The organism is Yoonia sp., from assembly GCF_046292185.1.
Lineage (GTDB): Bacteria > Pseudomonadota > Alphaproteobacteria > Rhodobacterales > Rhodobacteraceae > Yoonia.
In genome coordinates, this window is the sequence record NZ_JBKBQY010000084.1 from 1 (window position 1) to 14,868 (window position 14,868).

Here is a 14,868-nt window from a genome sequence, read left to right on the forward strand (position 1 = left end):
CTTTCAAACATGGCGCCAGCGCGGCGCTGCTCGTGCAGGGCCTGTGCCATACCGGTCAGCCCGATCGCCTCCAGGCGGTCGCAAGTGGGATGTGTCAGCAAGGGTTGTCTCCTTTTCAGTGACAATCAACACCAGCGCTACCACGAGAGCCTGAACAACGTCACACCCGCTGACGTCTACTTTGGCCGCGACAAAGCCATTCTGAGAGAAAGGGAGAAGATCAAGAAACTGACGATCCGACAGCGCCGCTTGCAACATCAAAAACAAGCAGCATAATCAATCACACAACCGAACCAGAGCCTCCAATGTTCAAGCCGCTCTGATGTCCCATTTTATATGACGACGGACAATAGAATGCGCGAAAGTGGTCATTCCAGTCTCAGCGACGCGCAAGTGCCCACGGCACGACCAGCGGCAGGACCTTTAGATAAGCAACAACCCCGAAAAGCTCGACCAGCGACTGAAAGACGATCACGACTGCAACAACCGTCCATTCGGATGACAACGCAAGTGCGAGCGGCAGCACGACAAAAGAATTGCGTGTGCCAAGGGCAAAAATTAACACACACGCAGAGCGATCGGGCAGATCGAAAAGCCGCGATAGGGCAAGACCAAGCAACAGCGCAGCAGCAAGGTAGGCCACAAAGATACCCGTGACGGGGCCAAGCACAGGGATCGCCGATAGCACGCTTTCGACCTGCGACACGGCAATCACAAAAACCACAATCGCAAGAAGCGGGACAGGCGCCCAGGCAAGCCGGTCAATCACGACCGCTCCTGTCGGATGGCGCATACTCCACCATTCCAAGCCCCATGCTGCGACAAGCGGGATCAGGATCAGCGTGACAAAGGCCGTGACGATGGGTCCGGCGGCTAGAATTTCGACGAAGCTTTGCCCCATGAAGAGCCACAGATAGACAGGCAACAGCGCGATCTGCAGCAGCAGGTTTATTGGCGTGATGGCGATTGCACGGCCGGTATCACCGCCCGCCAAATGGCTGAACGTGATAAACCAATCCGTGCAGGGCACCAGCAGCACCAGCAGGACACCCAGCCGGATGGCGGGATCATCCGGCAGAAACCAGATCAGGCCCCAGACGACCAGCGGGATCAGCACAAAGTTTCCGGCCAGCGCGACACCCATGAAATGCCGGTCGCGGAACGCTTCGCGCAAATGGATAAGGGGCACCTGCGTGAACGTCGCAAACAGCAGCAGGCCCAGCAGCGGCCAAAGTGCGGCCTCGAACACCTCTGCCGCGTCACCCATGACTGTGCCAAGCGTCAGTCCGGTCACGATGGCGACCAGATAGATCCAGACCTGCAGGCGTTCCAGCGTGATGCGTGTCATGATATTCCTGTTGCGGTGTTACAAAAGGCGTATATCGATTTCGTCAGGTGGGGCCACCGCCTTTTGTCGCAAAGAGACCCAAACGCCATGCAATCCATCGACCCGCAACCCGCCCAGATTGACACGCCACTTTCCTCAAAAGGGTGGTTCAACCGCACCGTGGCAGGTGCCGGTCTGACCTCTGCCTTGGGGGATTTCTGTTATGAGACGACGACAGTCATCCTGCCGGGGTTTCTGGCGGTGCTGGGGGTGCCGGCTGCGGTCCTGGGCATCATCGAAGGGGTTGCCGATGCGGTGGCGAGTTTCACCAAGATGTTTTCCGGCTATTTTGCCGACAAATTCGGGCACCGCAAGGCGCTGGTGCTGATCGGCTATGGCCTGACGCCGGTGGGACAGGCGCTGCTGGCGATCAGCCTTGGCTGGCCGCTGATCCTGCTGGGACGGATGGTGTCGTGGTTTGGCAAGGGGCTGCGCGGGCCGTTGCGCGATGCGATCATCGTGCAGGCGATCACGCCGGAAACACGCGGACGCGCCTTTGGCTTTCACCGCGCGATGGACACGGTCGGCGCGATCTTTGGCCCGCTGCTGGGCATTGCCCTGTTGGGCTGGGCGCAGGGGTTCGGCTGGGACGATCCCGACGCCGCGTTTCGCATGGTGTTCTGGCTGACGCTGATCCCGGGCCTGCTGGCGGTAGTGGCGTTCCTGACGCTCGTGCATGACCCGGAACATTCGCCCAATCCGGCGCTAAAGCTGTTTTCCACCCTCAGGGGTCTGCCTGCACGGTTCAAACGCTACCTTGGTGCAGTGGGCATTTTCGCGGCAGGTGATTTCTCGCACAGCCTGCTGATCCTTGCGGCGACCACATTGCTGACACCGTCGATGGGAGTCGTTCAGGCGGCTCAGTTGGCGGGTTTGCTGTATGTCTGGCGCAATATCGTGCAGGTCGTGACGTCTTATCCGGTTGGTGTGCTGGCTGACCGGCTGGGACCACAACGGGTGCTAGTTGTCGGCTATAGTCTGGGTGTGGCAACCGCCGCGCTGATGGCTGCGGCCTTTGTCATTGACACGCAAAGCCTGTGGTTCCTCGGGCTGACCTTCTTCGTCGCTGGGCTTTACGTCGCTGTGCAAGAGGCGCTGGAATCCACCGTTACCGCAGGAATGGTGGCACAGGACACGCTTGCCACCAGCTATGGCGCGCTTGGCACAGTCAACGGTGCGGGTAAATTGGTTTCCAGCTCTGCCGTTGGCATCTTGTGGACAGTTGTATCGCCCGTCGCGGCCTTTGGGTTTGCGGCGGTCCTGATGGCGGTCGGCACGCTGGCGCTGCTGCGGTTGCGTTAGGGACTATCAGGCGGCAGGTGGCGGAACACGCCCCATGCCGACCAGATCAGGATGACCCCTAACCCGATCTTGAGAGCTTGCGAGGGTATCTGCCCCAGTGCCAATGCGCCCATGATTGCGCCAAGCACAGATCCCGCCCCCATCGGCAGGATCGTGGCACGCCAGACAGGCCTTTCACGCAGCACCGACCCGGTCCCGAAATGGCGCAAAAGGCCAACGGCGATCGTCGGCATGCCCACCAACATCGACATCGACCCTGCCAGTTTCACATCTACGCCGAACAACAGGACAAAGACCGGGATGATCAATTCGCCGCCCGCCACACCAAGGAGTGATGAGACAAGGCCGATCAATACGCCGCAGGCTGCCGCGACAAGCACGGTCGGGACCAGCCCTTCGCCCACCAGACGGTATGGGTCGACCACGAAAACCCCTTCGGCAATCAAAACCAGTCCCAAAACGACAAGCAGGATCAGGATCAGCCGGCCCAGCAGTTTGTCGGATGTCTTGCGCAACCAGCCAGCGCCCACCCAAGCCGCAGACATCGCCCCGGCCAGCATACCCAGCACGGCGGGCAGGTGTGGTACGATCTCGGCCATTGGCACGGCGGCTGCACGAAACGGAAAAGCGGCAGCGAGCACGATGAAACTGGCGACAAGGTTCACAGCCACTGCTTCCTTTGCCGAGAAGCGCAAGACACCGACAAGCGCAGGCAGTCGGAATTCTGCCCCGCCAAGGCCGATGAGCCCCCCGGCTGTGCCGACGGCTGTGCCGATCCCAAAGGAAAGTGCAGGGCGTGACGGTCGGGTCATTGGGGCATCTCCACTCTTTCTGCTGTGCGGCCGACATGATCACGTGCGACTGACATTGATTTGAGGATCGCATGGACGGTCTCGCCCGGTTGCAGCGCCATCTGTCCAGCCGCGCGGCGGGTGATCCTTGCAAGGATTTCATGGTCGCCAATTGCGATATGGACCATCATCGCAGGGCCTTGTCCCTCGACAATCCGGGTGACGGTTCCGGCAAGGATGTTCTGCGCGGACAGCCCCTCGGGCCGGGCGCGTGACAGGATCACCTCATGCGCCATGATCCGCACTCTGATCGTTGTGCCGGGGGCACCATCAACGCCGGGCAGGAACAGCGGACCTGCATCGGTATTCAGCCGGGTGAGACCGTCGGGATCATGTGCCACGATCACGGCAGGCAACATTGCGGCGATCTCCCGGATGCCCATGGCGCGCAAGGCATCGGGATCAGACATCACCTGCGCGGTCGTGCCTTCGCGCACAATCTTGCCCGCGGCGATCACCACCATCCTATCGGCCAGCAATTGTGCTTCGTTCATGTCATGCGTGACCAAGACCACGGGCATGGCCAGATGCGCGCGTAGGGCGAGGATTTCGGCGTAAAGCCTTTCCCGCGTCGCCCGGTCAACGGCGGAAAAGGGTTCATCCAGCAAAAGCGCCTGCGGCTTGCGGGCCACGGCGACACGCTGTTGCTGGCCGCCCGACAATTGTGCAGGCTTGCGGTCCGCCAACCCATCAAGGTTCACCAGATCAAGAATGCGCGTGGCCTCGGCCGGATCGGCAACATCCATCGCGGCCATCACATTTTGGGCGGCTGTCATATGGGGAAACAGCGCATAATTCTGAAATACGATGCCAAGGCGGCGACGATGTGTAGGCAGGTTGATCCCTGCAGCGGTGTCGAGCCATGTTGTCCCACCCACCGCCACCCGTGCGATATCTGGCCGCCATAACCCGGCAATCCTGCGCAACAGCGTGGTTTTGCCGGACCCTGAATGCCCGACCAGCGCCAGCAATTCACCCGGCGCAACCCGGAATGCGACATCAAGTGGAATGGGGGTCTGCGCCTTTGCCATGCCTTCAAGCGACATCAGGACAACCTTCGCCCGACACGGGCCGACAGCCAGAACGTTACCGCGATGGTGAACAGGCTGATTGCCACCAAGGTCGCTGACATGATCGCCGCACCACGGTCATCAAACCCTTGCACGCGGTCGTAGATGGATATCGCAATCGTCTTGGTCTCACCCGGAATCGACCCGCCGACCATCAGCACGATACCAAATTCACCCAAAGTATGCGCGAAGGTCAGCACCATCGCTGTCATCAGTCCCGGCCAGGCCAGTGGTAATTCGACCTTCCACAGACTGCGCAGCGATGACATTCCGCAGCAGCGGGCAGCTTCGCGCACCTCGACCGCGATCGCCTCGAACCCGCGTTGCGCGGGCTGTATCGCGAAAGGCAAATTGAAGATGACACTGGCCACCACCAGCCCTTCGAAGGTGAAGACCAACTGGTGACCAAACAGACTTTGCCACAGATCGCCCACGGGCGCATTACGTCCGAAAGCGACCAGCATGTAAAAGCCAAAGACCGTCGGTGGCAGCACCAAAGGCAACATCACCAAGGCTTCGACCATACCTTTGCCGTGGAAATTCCGGTAGGCCAGAAACCGGCACATAAAGACAGAGACCGGCAGCAGGATTGCCACAGTCCAGCCTGCCAGTCGCAGGGATAGCCAAAGTGCGGTCCAGTCCAAACCCTATTTCTCGGGCAACTCGAAACCGTAGCGGTCCATGATCTCACGCGCACTGGGTTGCATCATGTAGGCATAGAATACCTCGGCCACCGCGCCTGCATTGTTCAACAACACCATGCGCTGGCGCAGCGGTTCATGCCAGTCTTCGGGGATCAGTTCATAGGTTCCCTGCGGTGCAACTTGCGGCGCAAGTGCCAGCGAATAGGCGATGATGCCGCCCTCTGCGTTGCCAGACAGCGCAAATTGCGCGGCTTGGCTGACATTTTCGCCCAGAACCATGAAAGGTTGCAGATCATCCCAGATGCCTTTGGTAATCAGCGCCTCGCGCGCGCGCATGCCGTAGGGGGCGTGATCGGGGTTTGCGATGGCAAATCGTGCGATCTGGCCTGCGTCCAGCATTTCGGCCAGATTGTTCAGCTCTGGATCGGGGGTCAGGGTGGACCTATGCGGCACCATCACCACGATCCGCCCGACGGCGTAAAGATCGCCTTCATCTTTTGTCAGCCCTTCAGCATATAGATCGGCGATGAATTTTTCATCTGCGGCCATGAAGATTTCAAACGGCGCGCCTTCGCGGATCTGGCGGGCGAAATTGCCCGTCGATCCCAGCGACAGGCGCACACGCATACCGGTTTCGGCTTCAAACGCGGCGGCAATTTCCTCGACCGCGAATTGCAGGTCAGCGGCAGCGGCGACGACAGGCGCGTCATCCTGTGCCGCCACAGGTGACGCCGTCAAACCACAGGCAAGCAATGCAGCCAGGACCAACCGGCGGGCAAGCGAGTCGCGCATTTCATACCTCCGAGGTGATGTTGTTTGGAGAACATATCGCCGGATGGATGATCTTGGGTCAACCGTTATTTTTCGTCGGGAATATCCCTCAGCATTGCCTTCATCGCATTCAGTCGCTTCGTGCCTGCCTTGGCTGCATCTGCTTCGAAGTCACGATACAGACTCAGCACCGCTCTGCCTGCATCGGTCAGGACCGCACCACCACCGCCCGGCCCGCCACGTGTGCTATCGACCAGCGGATCTTTGAACATCGCGTTCAACGTCCCGACCAATTGCCACGCGCGTTTATAGCTCATCCCCATTTCGCGACCAGCCGCAGCAAGAGAGCCGCAGCGGTCAATACGTTCAAGCAGTTCAGCTTTTCCGGGTCCGATCATTTCCGCATCGCCAAAAATGATACGAATACGTAGGCGGGGGCGTTTGGTATTTTTATTCATATCGCCACTTTTCGATGCCCCAATTAGATAATGCAAGGGGCGTTCAGTATCTCTCTACCAAGGTGACGCGTGAGTTCTGAACTGAAACCACGTCACCTGTTACAGAATGGCAGAGTTAATTGCTTGTTGAAACAAACATGCCGGACCGTCTTTGTTTTTTATCTGGCCCCAAAGCCCATCAAATTGTTGGGAACAAAAACGCAGTTGCGATGGCAAAATAGATCAGCACACCTGAGGCATCTGCGATTGAGGTCACCAGCGGCGCGCTGGCGGTTGCGGGGTCCAGATTGAGCTTGGTCAGAACGAAGGGTAACAACATCCCTATCACACTGCCGACAATCACAATCAGCACCATCGACGTAGCAACGACAATGGCGATTTCTGGTCCCGCCCTGAATATGCCTATCACAGAAACTGCAGCGGCCATGCTGATGCCCATCAGGGCTGCAACCATCACTTCGCGCCCGATCATCCAGCTCCAGTCTTTCATCTGCACTTCGCCTGTTGCGAGCGAGCGGATCATCAAGGTTGCAGATTGCGACCCGGCATTGCCGCCGCTGTCGATCAGGAGTGGCAGGAAGAACACGAGTGCGACATAGGCTGTGATCGTATCCTCGAAATAGGCAATGCCCGCGCCTGAGAAGATATTGCCGAAAACAAGCAGCAGCAGCCACACGATCCGGGCGCGATAGAGCATGAAAACGCTCGCATCGCGCATGTTGCGCACCATTTTCGATGCGCCGACGCGGTGAAAGTCTTCTGTTGCTTCGTCCTGCATGACGTCCATGGCGTCATCGTGGGTGACGATCCCCACAAGGCGTCCGTCTGAATCCACCACCGGCAAGGCAAGTAGGTCATAACGCGCCACGCGCTGCGCCACTTCTTCTTTGTCGTCCGTGACGGTGACGGCGTGGGTGTTGCGCTGCATCACGTCGCTGATCTTGGCTTTTGCAGGCGCAAGAAACAGATCCTGCAGGCGCACCGACCCAAGCAGCTTACGGTCGCTGTCAATGACATAGGTCCGGTAGATCGTTTCCTGATCCAGCGCCTCTTCACGCAGTTTTTGCAGGGCTTCGCTTGCAGAAAGCTCCCCAGTCAAAACTGCGTAGTCCGAGGTCATGATCGCGCCAGCGCTATCGTGCGGATAGCTGGCCAGACGACGGATATCTTCGCGCTCGGCTTGTGTGAGTGCCGGAAGGAGTGCTGTGCGTTGTTCTTCCGAAAGTTCATTATAAAGGTCGGCGCGTTCGTCTGCATTCATTTCAGTGATGAGGCGCGCCAACCTGTCGCGCGCGACTGCATCCGCCATATCCACCTGAAACTCGCTTGAAAGATATCCGAAAACCTCAGCCTGCCGTGGCAGCGGCAACAGGTCCATCACCCGCCAAGCATCCTGTGGCGGCCAGACGCCGACGTAGTTGGCTAAATCAGCCGGGTGTTCCTGAGCGATGAATTCACGCAGTTCTTCGGGGTGAGGTGCTGCTTCGCGCTCTTTCAGGGCAAGGCCCAGCTGGTCATAGCTCATCTTCTGTCTCCTTACAGCGCCGATTGATGCCTGTGACATCCGATGTGGCTAAAAAACGTCGCACGACCCTACCAAATTTTAAGAAACAGCTTCAAGCCAAAGACCCGTTTCCTGTGCGATATCCTATATTGTCCCTGACAAGATCAGATTATGCCATCGAGCAAACCGAACCCGATGACGGCGGCAAGGGCGATCAGATAAATCGAAAACACTTTCAGCTGTGCTTTATAAAGCAGGGACAGCACAAGCTTCAGGGCAAATGTGCCGGAGACAGCGGCGACGACAAACCCGACCAGCATTGGCCCGACACCGACCCCCTCAAGCCCTGCGCCGCGCATGACCTCGACGCTTTGCATCAGGCTTGCGGCCAGAATGGTGGGGATCGCAACAAGGAAGCTGTATTCTGCCGCCCAACGCCGTTTTAGCCCGGAATAAAGCCCGGCGATGATCGTGATCCCGCTGCGGCTGATACCCGGAATCAGTGCCAGCGCCTGCGCCACCCCGATGATAATCGCTATACGTGGTCCGATGCTTTTCACCCCAAGCGGGCGTTTTGGCAGCCGGTCCGTTAGAAAAAGCAGCACCGCCGTCAGCGACAAGGTCACAACCAGAACCTGCGGGGCGGAAAACACCAACTCTAACGTGCTTTTGAACAGCAGCCCCAGCACGCCTGTCACCAGCACGGTGAGCATCCCCATAAGAAATAATCTCGAAAACGGCCCCACCCCCTGTCCAGGCGTGCGGAACTGACGCGTCGTCTCTGTGACAGTGCGGTGCAAGAGCGCTGAGAGGCTTTTCCAGAATACAACCGCAATCGAAATCAGCGTGCCGACATGCACAACAAGATCAAACAAGATCATCGCGGGGCTTTCGGGTGAAGGCATCTGCGAACCGCCCGCGATCATCAGATGCTGTGTCAGCACCAGATGTGCGGTGGAACTGACCGGCACAAACATAAAAATGCCCTGCACGAGCCCCAGGATGATTGCCTCAAGATATGTCATAAACTGCCTTTTCTGCTTTGATATGCGTTCGATCGGCATCTTTTCGTCCGACTCGGGCCATAACCAAAAGAGACCTCGCGTGAAACAAGCTTTCGGTTCATCGGCAGATTGTTGGCGTTTATCTGACTGTAGGATTATAGGGGGGTGAAATATCGGTTGGTCGCGTGCGTGGCTGGCAATCCCAGACTGATCGCAGTCCAAATTAGTGAGAACCGTGGAAACTCTGATCGCTGAAAATATAGGGAATCCGCTGGTGCTTGTCGTGCTTTTGTTCCTCGGAACATTCGTTTTGGAAGAGGCTGCGATCCTCATTGCGGCGGGCCTTGCTGCATCAGGGGAATTGCCCGCAAGTTTGGCCTTGGCAGCGATTGCCAGCGGTATAATCGTGAGCGACTGGTGCCTTTACGGGCTTGGCGCGCTCGCTGTGCGCAGTGCGCGTATTGCGCGCTGGGTGTCACCGGCGTGCATTGATCTGGGGCGCAGCCTGTTACAACGCAACACGCTTGTTGCAGGGCTGATCGCGCGGATCATTCCATGGTTGCTGTTCCCAATCTTCGTGGCCAGTGGATTTCTTAGCGTCGGTTTCATCCGTTTTGCTTTGGTGAACGCAGCCATTGCGCTCATCTATGTTTTGGCGCTGTTTTACGGTGCCTTCAGTCTGTCCTCGGTTCTGATCGATTGGCTTGGCGGCTGGGCCTGGCTTTTGGGCGCTGTGCTGTTGTTCGCCATGCTTTGGGGCGGCAGGACCTTTGCAAAACGCTATCTTGTAGAGGACACGCCACCGGACGTATAATCACGGGCATCATCCAGCAGGCAGTCCAAGGCCTTCGCCAACAGATCAGGATGGCTCCACGGTAGGAAATGATCTGCGCCTTCGATCATGATCGCCGCAGGGGTGGCGGCCATCTGGGCACGCAGGTAGTCCACGTTTGATGCGGGGACCAAGTTGTCGGCAGTGCCTTGCACCATGATCACCGGAAGGTGCAGATCAGTCAGATCACCTGCCAGCACGTCCAGACCGTCGCGAAGCCGTAAAAGTTCTGCATTGGAATTCGCGAGTTCGGATGGCAAAAGCCGTTCGAAGAACGTCAGCGCCGCGATTTCTTGTAAGGGATGAATTTCCTCCAGCCCCGGATCAACCGCCGCCCCGATCAACAACAGCCCGCCAACACGGTCAGGATGGTCTGCCGCAAGCCGCAGCGCGACCGGCCCGCCGTAAGAATAGCCCACCAGAACAACCGGCGTTTCCGGTTGTCTGCCCAATAGCGGCACCAGCGCGTCAGCCTGCGCTTGCAGGTCTGTTACGGCTATATCGCCGCTGTCACCAAAACCGGGGCGATCCGGGGCCAGATAAAGCTGCCCGTCCGGCACGGCGGTCATTAAGGGCAACCATTCTTCGCCCAGACCGGGACTGCCGTGAATAAAGATCACACGCGCCCCGTCCGGGTGACCGGCGGCGAGAAGGGACAGCGGTTGGGCTTGTGCCGCGCCTGCCGGTGTGACGTGCAGGCGGCGCAGGGACTGGTCAACATCATCGGCGTTGATATCAAGGCCTACTCCGGTAATGGCCATGAATTGTTCTCGCAGCGGCTGGAAGGGTTCAAGAATGACTGCAGAGATTTCCTCTGCCAGCGACTGTTCCTCGGCGGCAATCTCGATGAGGGCGCCGGGGGGCGGGCAATAGGGCAGATCCAGGCTCATATTGTATCACTTATCAAATAGTCGACATCTCAGGATGCGCGTGGCGCTGACACCTGTGCAAGTAAACTTTCGTCAGATCGCTAAGAACTTGGCGGGTAGCCCTTTCGCAACCGTTCCTGTTGGCGCTGCAGCTTGATCATCCCAGCAAGCCCGACCGGGCGATGGCCCTTGCGCCGCATCTTTGCCCCGATGGAAAACAATGTCTTATATTGCTGCCACAGGCACCGCCAAGCGCCCAGCAATGTGCCTGACCCGGCCCAGATATGCAGCATTTCCGCGCCCGCGCCGTTCAGTTCAACAATCTGGAAACCTCGCCCCTGCTGAAGCTCGGCAAGGCTGCGGAACCGGATATCAAAGCGTCCAAAGTGAAAGTCGGGAATTTCTTGAGATATTTTGTCGATGACCTTTTGCAAGGCCTGCGTCACCTCTGGGAGGCCGTCGCGGTAGACCGCACCAAGCCGCGCACTGCGGGCGTTGGTCAAAACGTGAAAGCCATCTTTGTCCAGAACCATATCCCACGCGTCCGGCTGGCGTTCGCGGTAAATCGTGGCATTGGCTTGCAGGATTGGATCGCGCGCGACCAGTTCCGCAACGCTGTGCTGTCCATCGCCGATCACATGTGGCGGATAGACAAAGGCCATAGACACGATGCGGCCCGCCGCGGCACCGGGCTGGCGAATATAAAACACGCCAACCTCGCCCTGCATGTCGATCAACGCTTGCAGCATCACAGATGCATTGTCGGGTTGCAGTGAAAGATAATCCGCCAGATCATCTGGTGACCGCAGCAACCGAACGCCCCATCCCTGATAGCCACGGTCAGGCTTGCCGACGACCGGAAAGTCCAAGCCTGCGGTTTTCATCTGACCAAGGGCGGTTTGCACCCTGTCGATGCCGGGAACACAATCGACCATGGCATAGGGTGGCAAAAATCGCTGACCTGTCGCGCCGAAAAGCGACAAGCCCTGCGATTTGCTTTCCCCCCAAAGACCTCCAGCGTCCAGCGCGGGATTGGCCGCACTAGGCAAGGTCAGGCTGCCGTGTCGCAAGGAAAATAAAAGCCACATCAAGGCGGGCAGGAAGTAAAATACACGTTCAGGAACGCGCCTTTTGAACTGTGGATAGACCAGCCCCGGCGCGGGACGCATTGGCATGGGCTCTGGTGCCGGGGCGGTGTTTGGTCGCGGTTCGCGGGAATAAGTCAAATGTTCGGGTCGCTTTTTATTGTGCCGCTGTAGGTGTCATAGCGCGTCTTGTAGCACAAGATGCAGGAAACGGTTGGGAGGTATCTACCGCCCATCGACCCTATACCGCAGACATCCGATCATGCAGCATCACAAACGTGATCTTGCTGTGGTTCGTCTGAGCGGCCGCTTGCAGAATAAGAACATGCGGCCAACGGCGCCATGACCTGCGGCCAAAAAATAATTTCTCAAGGTTCGTAGCATAAAGTTCAGCTGACTTTGCTATTCACGCGTCGCCACCCGGTGCGCAAGCCGTTCCCCGATCACCTGCCGCGCGAGCGGGTTGTTGTCGAGGCACCAGCCGTCTGCACCTGCTGTGGCTCCGACCGGATCGTGAAGATGGGCGAAGATGTCACCGAGACCCTGGAGGTGATCCCCCGTCAGTGGAAGGTGATCCAGACCGTGCGCGAGAAGTTCACCTGCCGGGCCTGTGAAAAGATCAGCCAACCGCCGGCCCCGTTCCATGCGATCCCGCGTGGATGGGCCGGGCCCAGCCTGATCGCCATGCTCGTCTTTGAGAAATATGGGCAGCACCAACCTTTGAACCGGCAGGCCGAACGCTGCGCCCGTGAAGGTGTTGATCTGAGCCTGTCCACCCTGGCCGACCTGGTCGGCCACGCGACTGTCGCTTTGCAGCCAATCCATGCGCTGATCGAGACCCATGCGCGTGCCGCTCACCGGCTGCATGGCGACGACACAACCGTGCCGCTTCTGGCGCGTGGTGGCGCAAAGAAGGCACGGCTGTGGACTTATGTGCGTGATGATCGGCCTTGGAATGGCGGCGCACCACCGGCGGCCTTCTTCCGCTTCTCTCGCGATCGTTCGGCCACCAACCCCAACCAGCATCTCGCAGGATGGCAAGGCGTGCTGCAAGCGGACGCCTATGGCGGATACAACGACCTCTATCGCGCCGATCGTGAAGCGGGTGCCGTGACCAGTGCGCTGTGCTGGGCGCATGCGCGCAGGAAGTTCTTCGAACTGGCAGACATCGCGGGCAACGTCCGCAACGGCAAACCCGCCCATCTGATCTCGCCTGTCGCCTTGGAGGCGGTGAAACGGATCGACGCCATCTTCGACGTCGAGCGCGAAATCAACGGGCTGGATGCCAATGCCCGCTTTGCCATCCGGCAGGACCTGTCTGGGCCTTTGGTCAACAACCTGCACGACTGGCTACAGGAAGAGCGCGCTAAAATGTCCAAGCACAACAAGGTGGCCAAGGCGATCAACTACATGTTCGAGAAAGATGGCCGTTGGCAAGCGTTCACGGCATTCCTCGATGACGGGCGCATCTGCCTGACAAATAATGCCGCTGAACGCGCCCTGCGCGGTAAGCATCCGGCGAAGCTTGCGATTACCCACAAGTAGCTGAATCAATTTGATGTTTCCGACAGAAAAAACTTGATTCGAAAGAATCACTTATGATTCTTCTCAGAGCACCCGAATTTCTTGATGAGGTGCGCAATGTCTGCCGGATCCGAGAATTTTATGCCTGACAGCGGCCATTGGTCGGAGCGAGAGGTGAATGTGGGTGCCTTCAAGGATGCTCGTCTCGGTTACCGGTTCGCAGAACTTCTCCGGTGTCTGAGCGATCGGATGGGCGGGACCATCCCGCTCGCGTGCCAAGACTGGGCCAGCACGAAAGCGGCCTACCGGTTCTTCTCAAATCCTCGGGTCGAAGAGGGTGATATACTGAGTGGTCATTTCGATGCGACGAGAACCCGTTACTTGGCGAGCGAAGGCACGGTCCTGCTCCTGCAGGACACAACTGAGTTCACCTATCAGCGCCGCAACCCACATGACGTGGGTTTCACCAAGAGCGTCAATAGCGGTCGCGACAGCAAAGGGCGGCTTCGCCATCACGCAGTGTGTGGCATATTAATGCATTCCAGCTTGGCCGTCACCACAGACGGGCTGCCCCTCGGGCTTGCCGCCGTCAAGTTCTGGAACCGCGACAAGTTCAAGGGAACAGCTCAGCTCAAACGTAAAATCAACCCTACCAGAGTTCCAATCGAGGCGAAGGAGAGCATCCGATGGCTGGACAACTTGCGCCAGTCGCTCGCCTTGCTCGGACAGCCAGAACGCTGTGTGCATGTCGGCGACAGGGAGAGTGACATCTATGAACTCTATTGTCTGGCACAGGATATTGGCACCCATTTTGTTGTGCGCACCGTGGTCGACCGACTTGCCGGCGATGGCGGTCATACGGTGAAAAGCGAAATGGCCACAGCCGAGAGCGCGGGCACGCATGTGATTGAGCTACGCGGCGAGGACGATGCCATTGAGCGGATCACCCTCGACATCCGTTTCAAGCGGATCCATGTTCGTCCGCCCATTGGCAAGCAAAAGCGCTACCCGTCGCTTGATCTCACCATCATCCACGCGAGTGAACTTGCTCCACCTCCAGGCCGCAAGCCAATTTTGTGGAAGTTAGTCACCGACTTGGAGGTGACATCTCGCGAGGAGGCAATCGAAAAGATTAGCTGGTATGCGATGCGCTGGAAGATCGAAGTATTCCACAAGATCCTCAAATCGGGCTGCCGTGCCGAAGATGCCAAGCTGCGCACTGCCGATCGCCTTGCCAACCTCATGGCCGTTTTTTGCATCGTCAGTTGGCGCGTGCTGTGGACGAGCATGATGGCACGTGCCAGTCCAGACGCAGATCCCGAAACGGCCCTGACCCCATCAGAGATCGTCATTCTCGACAGGCTCGTCGGAGATGGTGGCAATCGAGGGGCGAGACCAGGCACGCTTCTGTTCTATCTCACAAAACTCGCGCGCCTCGGCGGTTATCTCGCCAGAATGTCTGATCCGCCTCCAGGCAACACCGTTATATGGAGGGGGATGCGCCGCCTCGCAGATATCCAGCTCGGAGCAGAGATTGGACAAGGTTCCACTTGTGGGTAATCGCAAG

The 14,868-nt window shown here is 58.4% G+C and carries 13 protein-coding genes and 2 pseudogenes; 5 read left to right on the forward strand and 10 right to left on the reverse strand.

Features of this window, described 5'->3' with window-relative positions:
* Window positions 1–129: 129 nt before the first annotated feature.
* Window positions 130–276 (forward strand): annotated as a pseudogene (locus ACK4TM_RS13775) (IS3 family transposase); the annotation flags it as partial.
* Between the two features lie 103 nt (window positions 277–379).
* Here ACK4TM_RS13775 and ACK4TM_RS13780 read toward each other — a convergent pair.
* Window positions 380–1,348 (reverse strand): arsenic resistance protein, encoded by a 969-nt coding sequence (locus ACK4TM_RS13780; protein ID WP_409702225.1) that lies wholly within the window; start codon window positions 1,346–1,348, stop codon window positions 380–382.
* Window positions 1,349–1,435: 87 nt separating this feature from the next.
* Here ACK4TM_RS13780 and ACK4TM_RS13785 point away from each other — a divergent pair, with 87 nt between their 5' ends.
* The gene (locus ACK4TM_RS13785; protein WP_409702227.1) at window positions 1,436–2,689 is read left to right on the forward strand and encodes an MFS transporter; all 1,254 of its coding nucleotides are present in this window, start codon (window positions 1,436–1,438) and stop codon (window positions 2,687–2,689) included.
* Here ACK4TM_RS13785 and ACK4TM_RS13790 read toward each other — a convergent pair.
* The 7 genes from ACK4TM_RS13790 to ACK4TM_RS13820 form a co-directional block, all read right to left on the reverse strand.
* A complete protein-coding gene (locus ACK4TM_RS13790) occupies window positions 2,686–3,501 on the reverse strand; it encodes a TSUP family transporter (RefSeq protein ID WP_409702229.1) in 816 nt (271 codons plus the stop codon). The genes ACK4TM_RS13785 and ACK4TM_RS13790 overlap by 4 nt on opposite strands.
* Window positions 3,498–4,586: a molybdenum ABC transporter ATP-binding protein gene (modC, locus tag ACK4TM_RS13795; RefSeq protein WP_409702231.1), complete on the reverse strand. Its 1,089-nt coding sequence runs from the start codon at window positions 4,584–4,586 to the stop codon at window positions 3,498–3,500. Before modC ends, ACK4TM_RS13790 begins: the two co-directional genes overlap by 4 nt.
* Window positions 4,586–5,254, reverse strand: a complete 669-nt coding sequence (gene modB / locus ACK4TM_RS13800; protein WP_409702233.1) for a molybdate ABC transporter permease subunit — start codon at window positions 5,252–5,254, stop codon at window positions 4,586–4,588. Before modB ends, modC begins: the two co-directional genes overlap by 1 nt.
* Before the next feature lie 3 nt (window positions 5,255–5,257).
* Window positions 5,258–6,046 (reverse strand): molybdate ABC transporter substrate-binding protein, encoded by a 789-nt coding sequence (modA, locus tag ACK4TM_RS13805; RefSeq protein WP_409702235.1) that lies wholly within the window; start codon window positions 6,044–6,046, stop codon window positions 5,258–5,260.
* Between the two features lie 65 nt (window positions 6,047–6,111).
* On the reverse strand, window positions 6,112–6,519 hold the full coding sequence (locus tag ACK4TM_RS13810) for a winged helix-turn-helix domain-containing protein (RefSeq protein WP_409702237.1): 408 nt from the start codon (window positions 6,517–6,519) through the stop codon (window positions 6,112–6,114).
* A gap of 142 nt (window positions 6,520–6,661) precedes the next feature.
* A complete protein-coding gene (gene mgtE, locus ACK4TM_RS13815; RefSeq protein ID WP_409702239.1) occupies window positions 6,662–8,008 on the reverse strand; it encodes a magnesium transporter in 1,347 nt (448 codons plus the stop codon).
* A 143-nt stretch (window positions 8,009–8,151) separates the two neighbouring features.
* The gene (locus ACK4TM_RS13820; protein ID WP_409702241.1) at window positions 8,152–9,012 is read right to left on the reverse strand and encodes an undecaprenyl-diphosphate phosphatase; all 861 of its coding nucleotides are present in this window, start codon (window positions 9,010–9,012) and stop codon (window positions 8,152–8,154) included.
* A 214-nt stretch (window positions 9,013–9,226) separates the two neighbouring features.
* On the opposite strand from ACK4TM_RS13820, the gene ACK4TM_RS13825 reads away from it, so the two are divergent.
* Window positions 9,227–9,805 (forward strand): DedA family protein, encoded by a 579-nt coding sequence (locus ACK4TM_RS13825; protein ID WP_409702243.1) that lies wholly within the window; start codon window positions 9,227–9,229, stop codon window positions 9,803–9,805.
* Here the strand turns inward: ACK4TM_RS13825 and ACK4TM_RS13830 are convergent.
* Both ACK4TM_RS13830 and ACK4TM_RS13835 read right to left on the reverse strand, forming a co-directional pair.
* Entirely contained in the window at window positions 9,772–10,713 is a 942-nt protein-coding gene (locus tag ACK4TM_RS13830; protein ID WP_409702245.1) for an alpha/beta fold hydrolase, read from the reverse strand. The genes ACK4TM_RS13825 and ACK4TM_RS13830 overlap by 34 nt on opposite strands.
* An 80-nt stretch (window positions 10,714–10,793) precedes the next feature.
* Entirely contained in the window at window positions 10,794–11,867 is a 1,074-nt protein-coding gene (locus ACK4TM_RS13835) for a hypothetical protein (protein WP_409702247.1), read from the reverse strand.
* A 315-nt stretch (window positions 11,868–12,182) separates the two neighbouring features.
* Here ACK4TM_RS13835 and tnpC point away from each other — a divergent pair.
* Together tnpC and ACK4TM_RS13845 are read left to right on the forward strand one after the other, a co-directional pair.
* A pseudogene (gene tnpC, locus ACK4TM_RS13840) lies at window positions 12,183–13,286 on the forward strand (IS66 family transposase); the annotation flags it as partial.
* 132 nt (window positions 13,287–13,418) lie between these two features.
* Window positions 13,419–14,861 (forward strand): IS4 family transposase, encoded by a 1,443-nt coding sequence (locus ACK4TM_RS13845; RefSeq protein ID WP_409702249.1) that lies wholly within the window; start codon window positions 13,419–13,421, stop codon window positions 14,859–14,861.
* Window positions 14,862–14,868 lie beyond the last annotated feature (7 nt).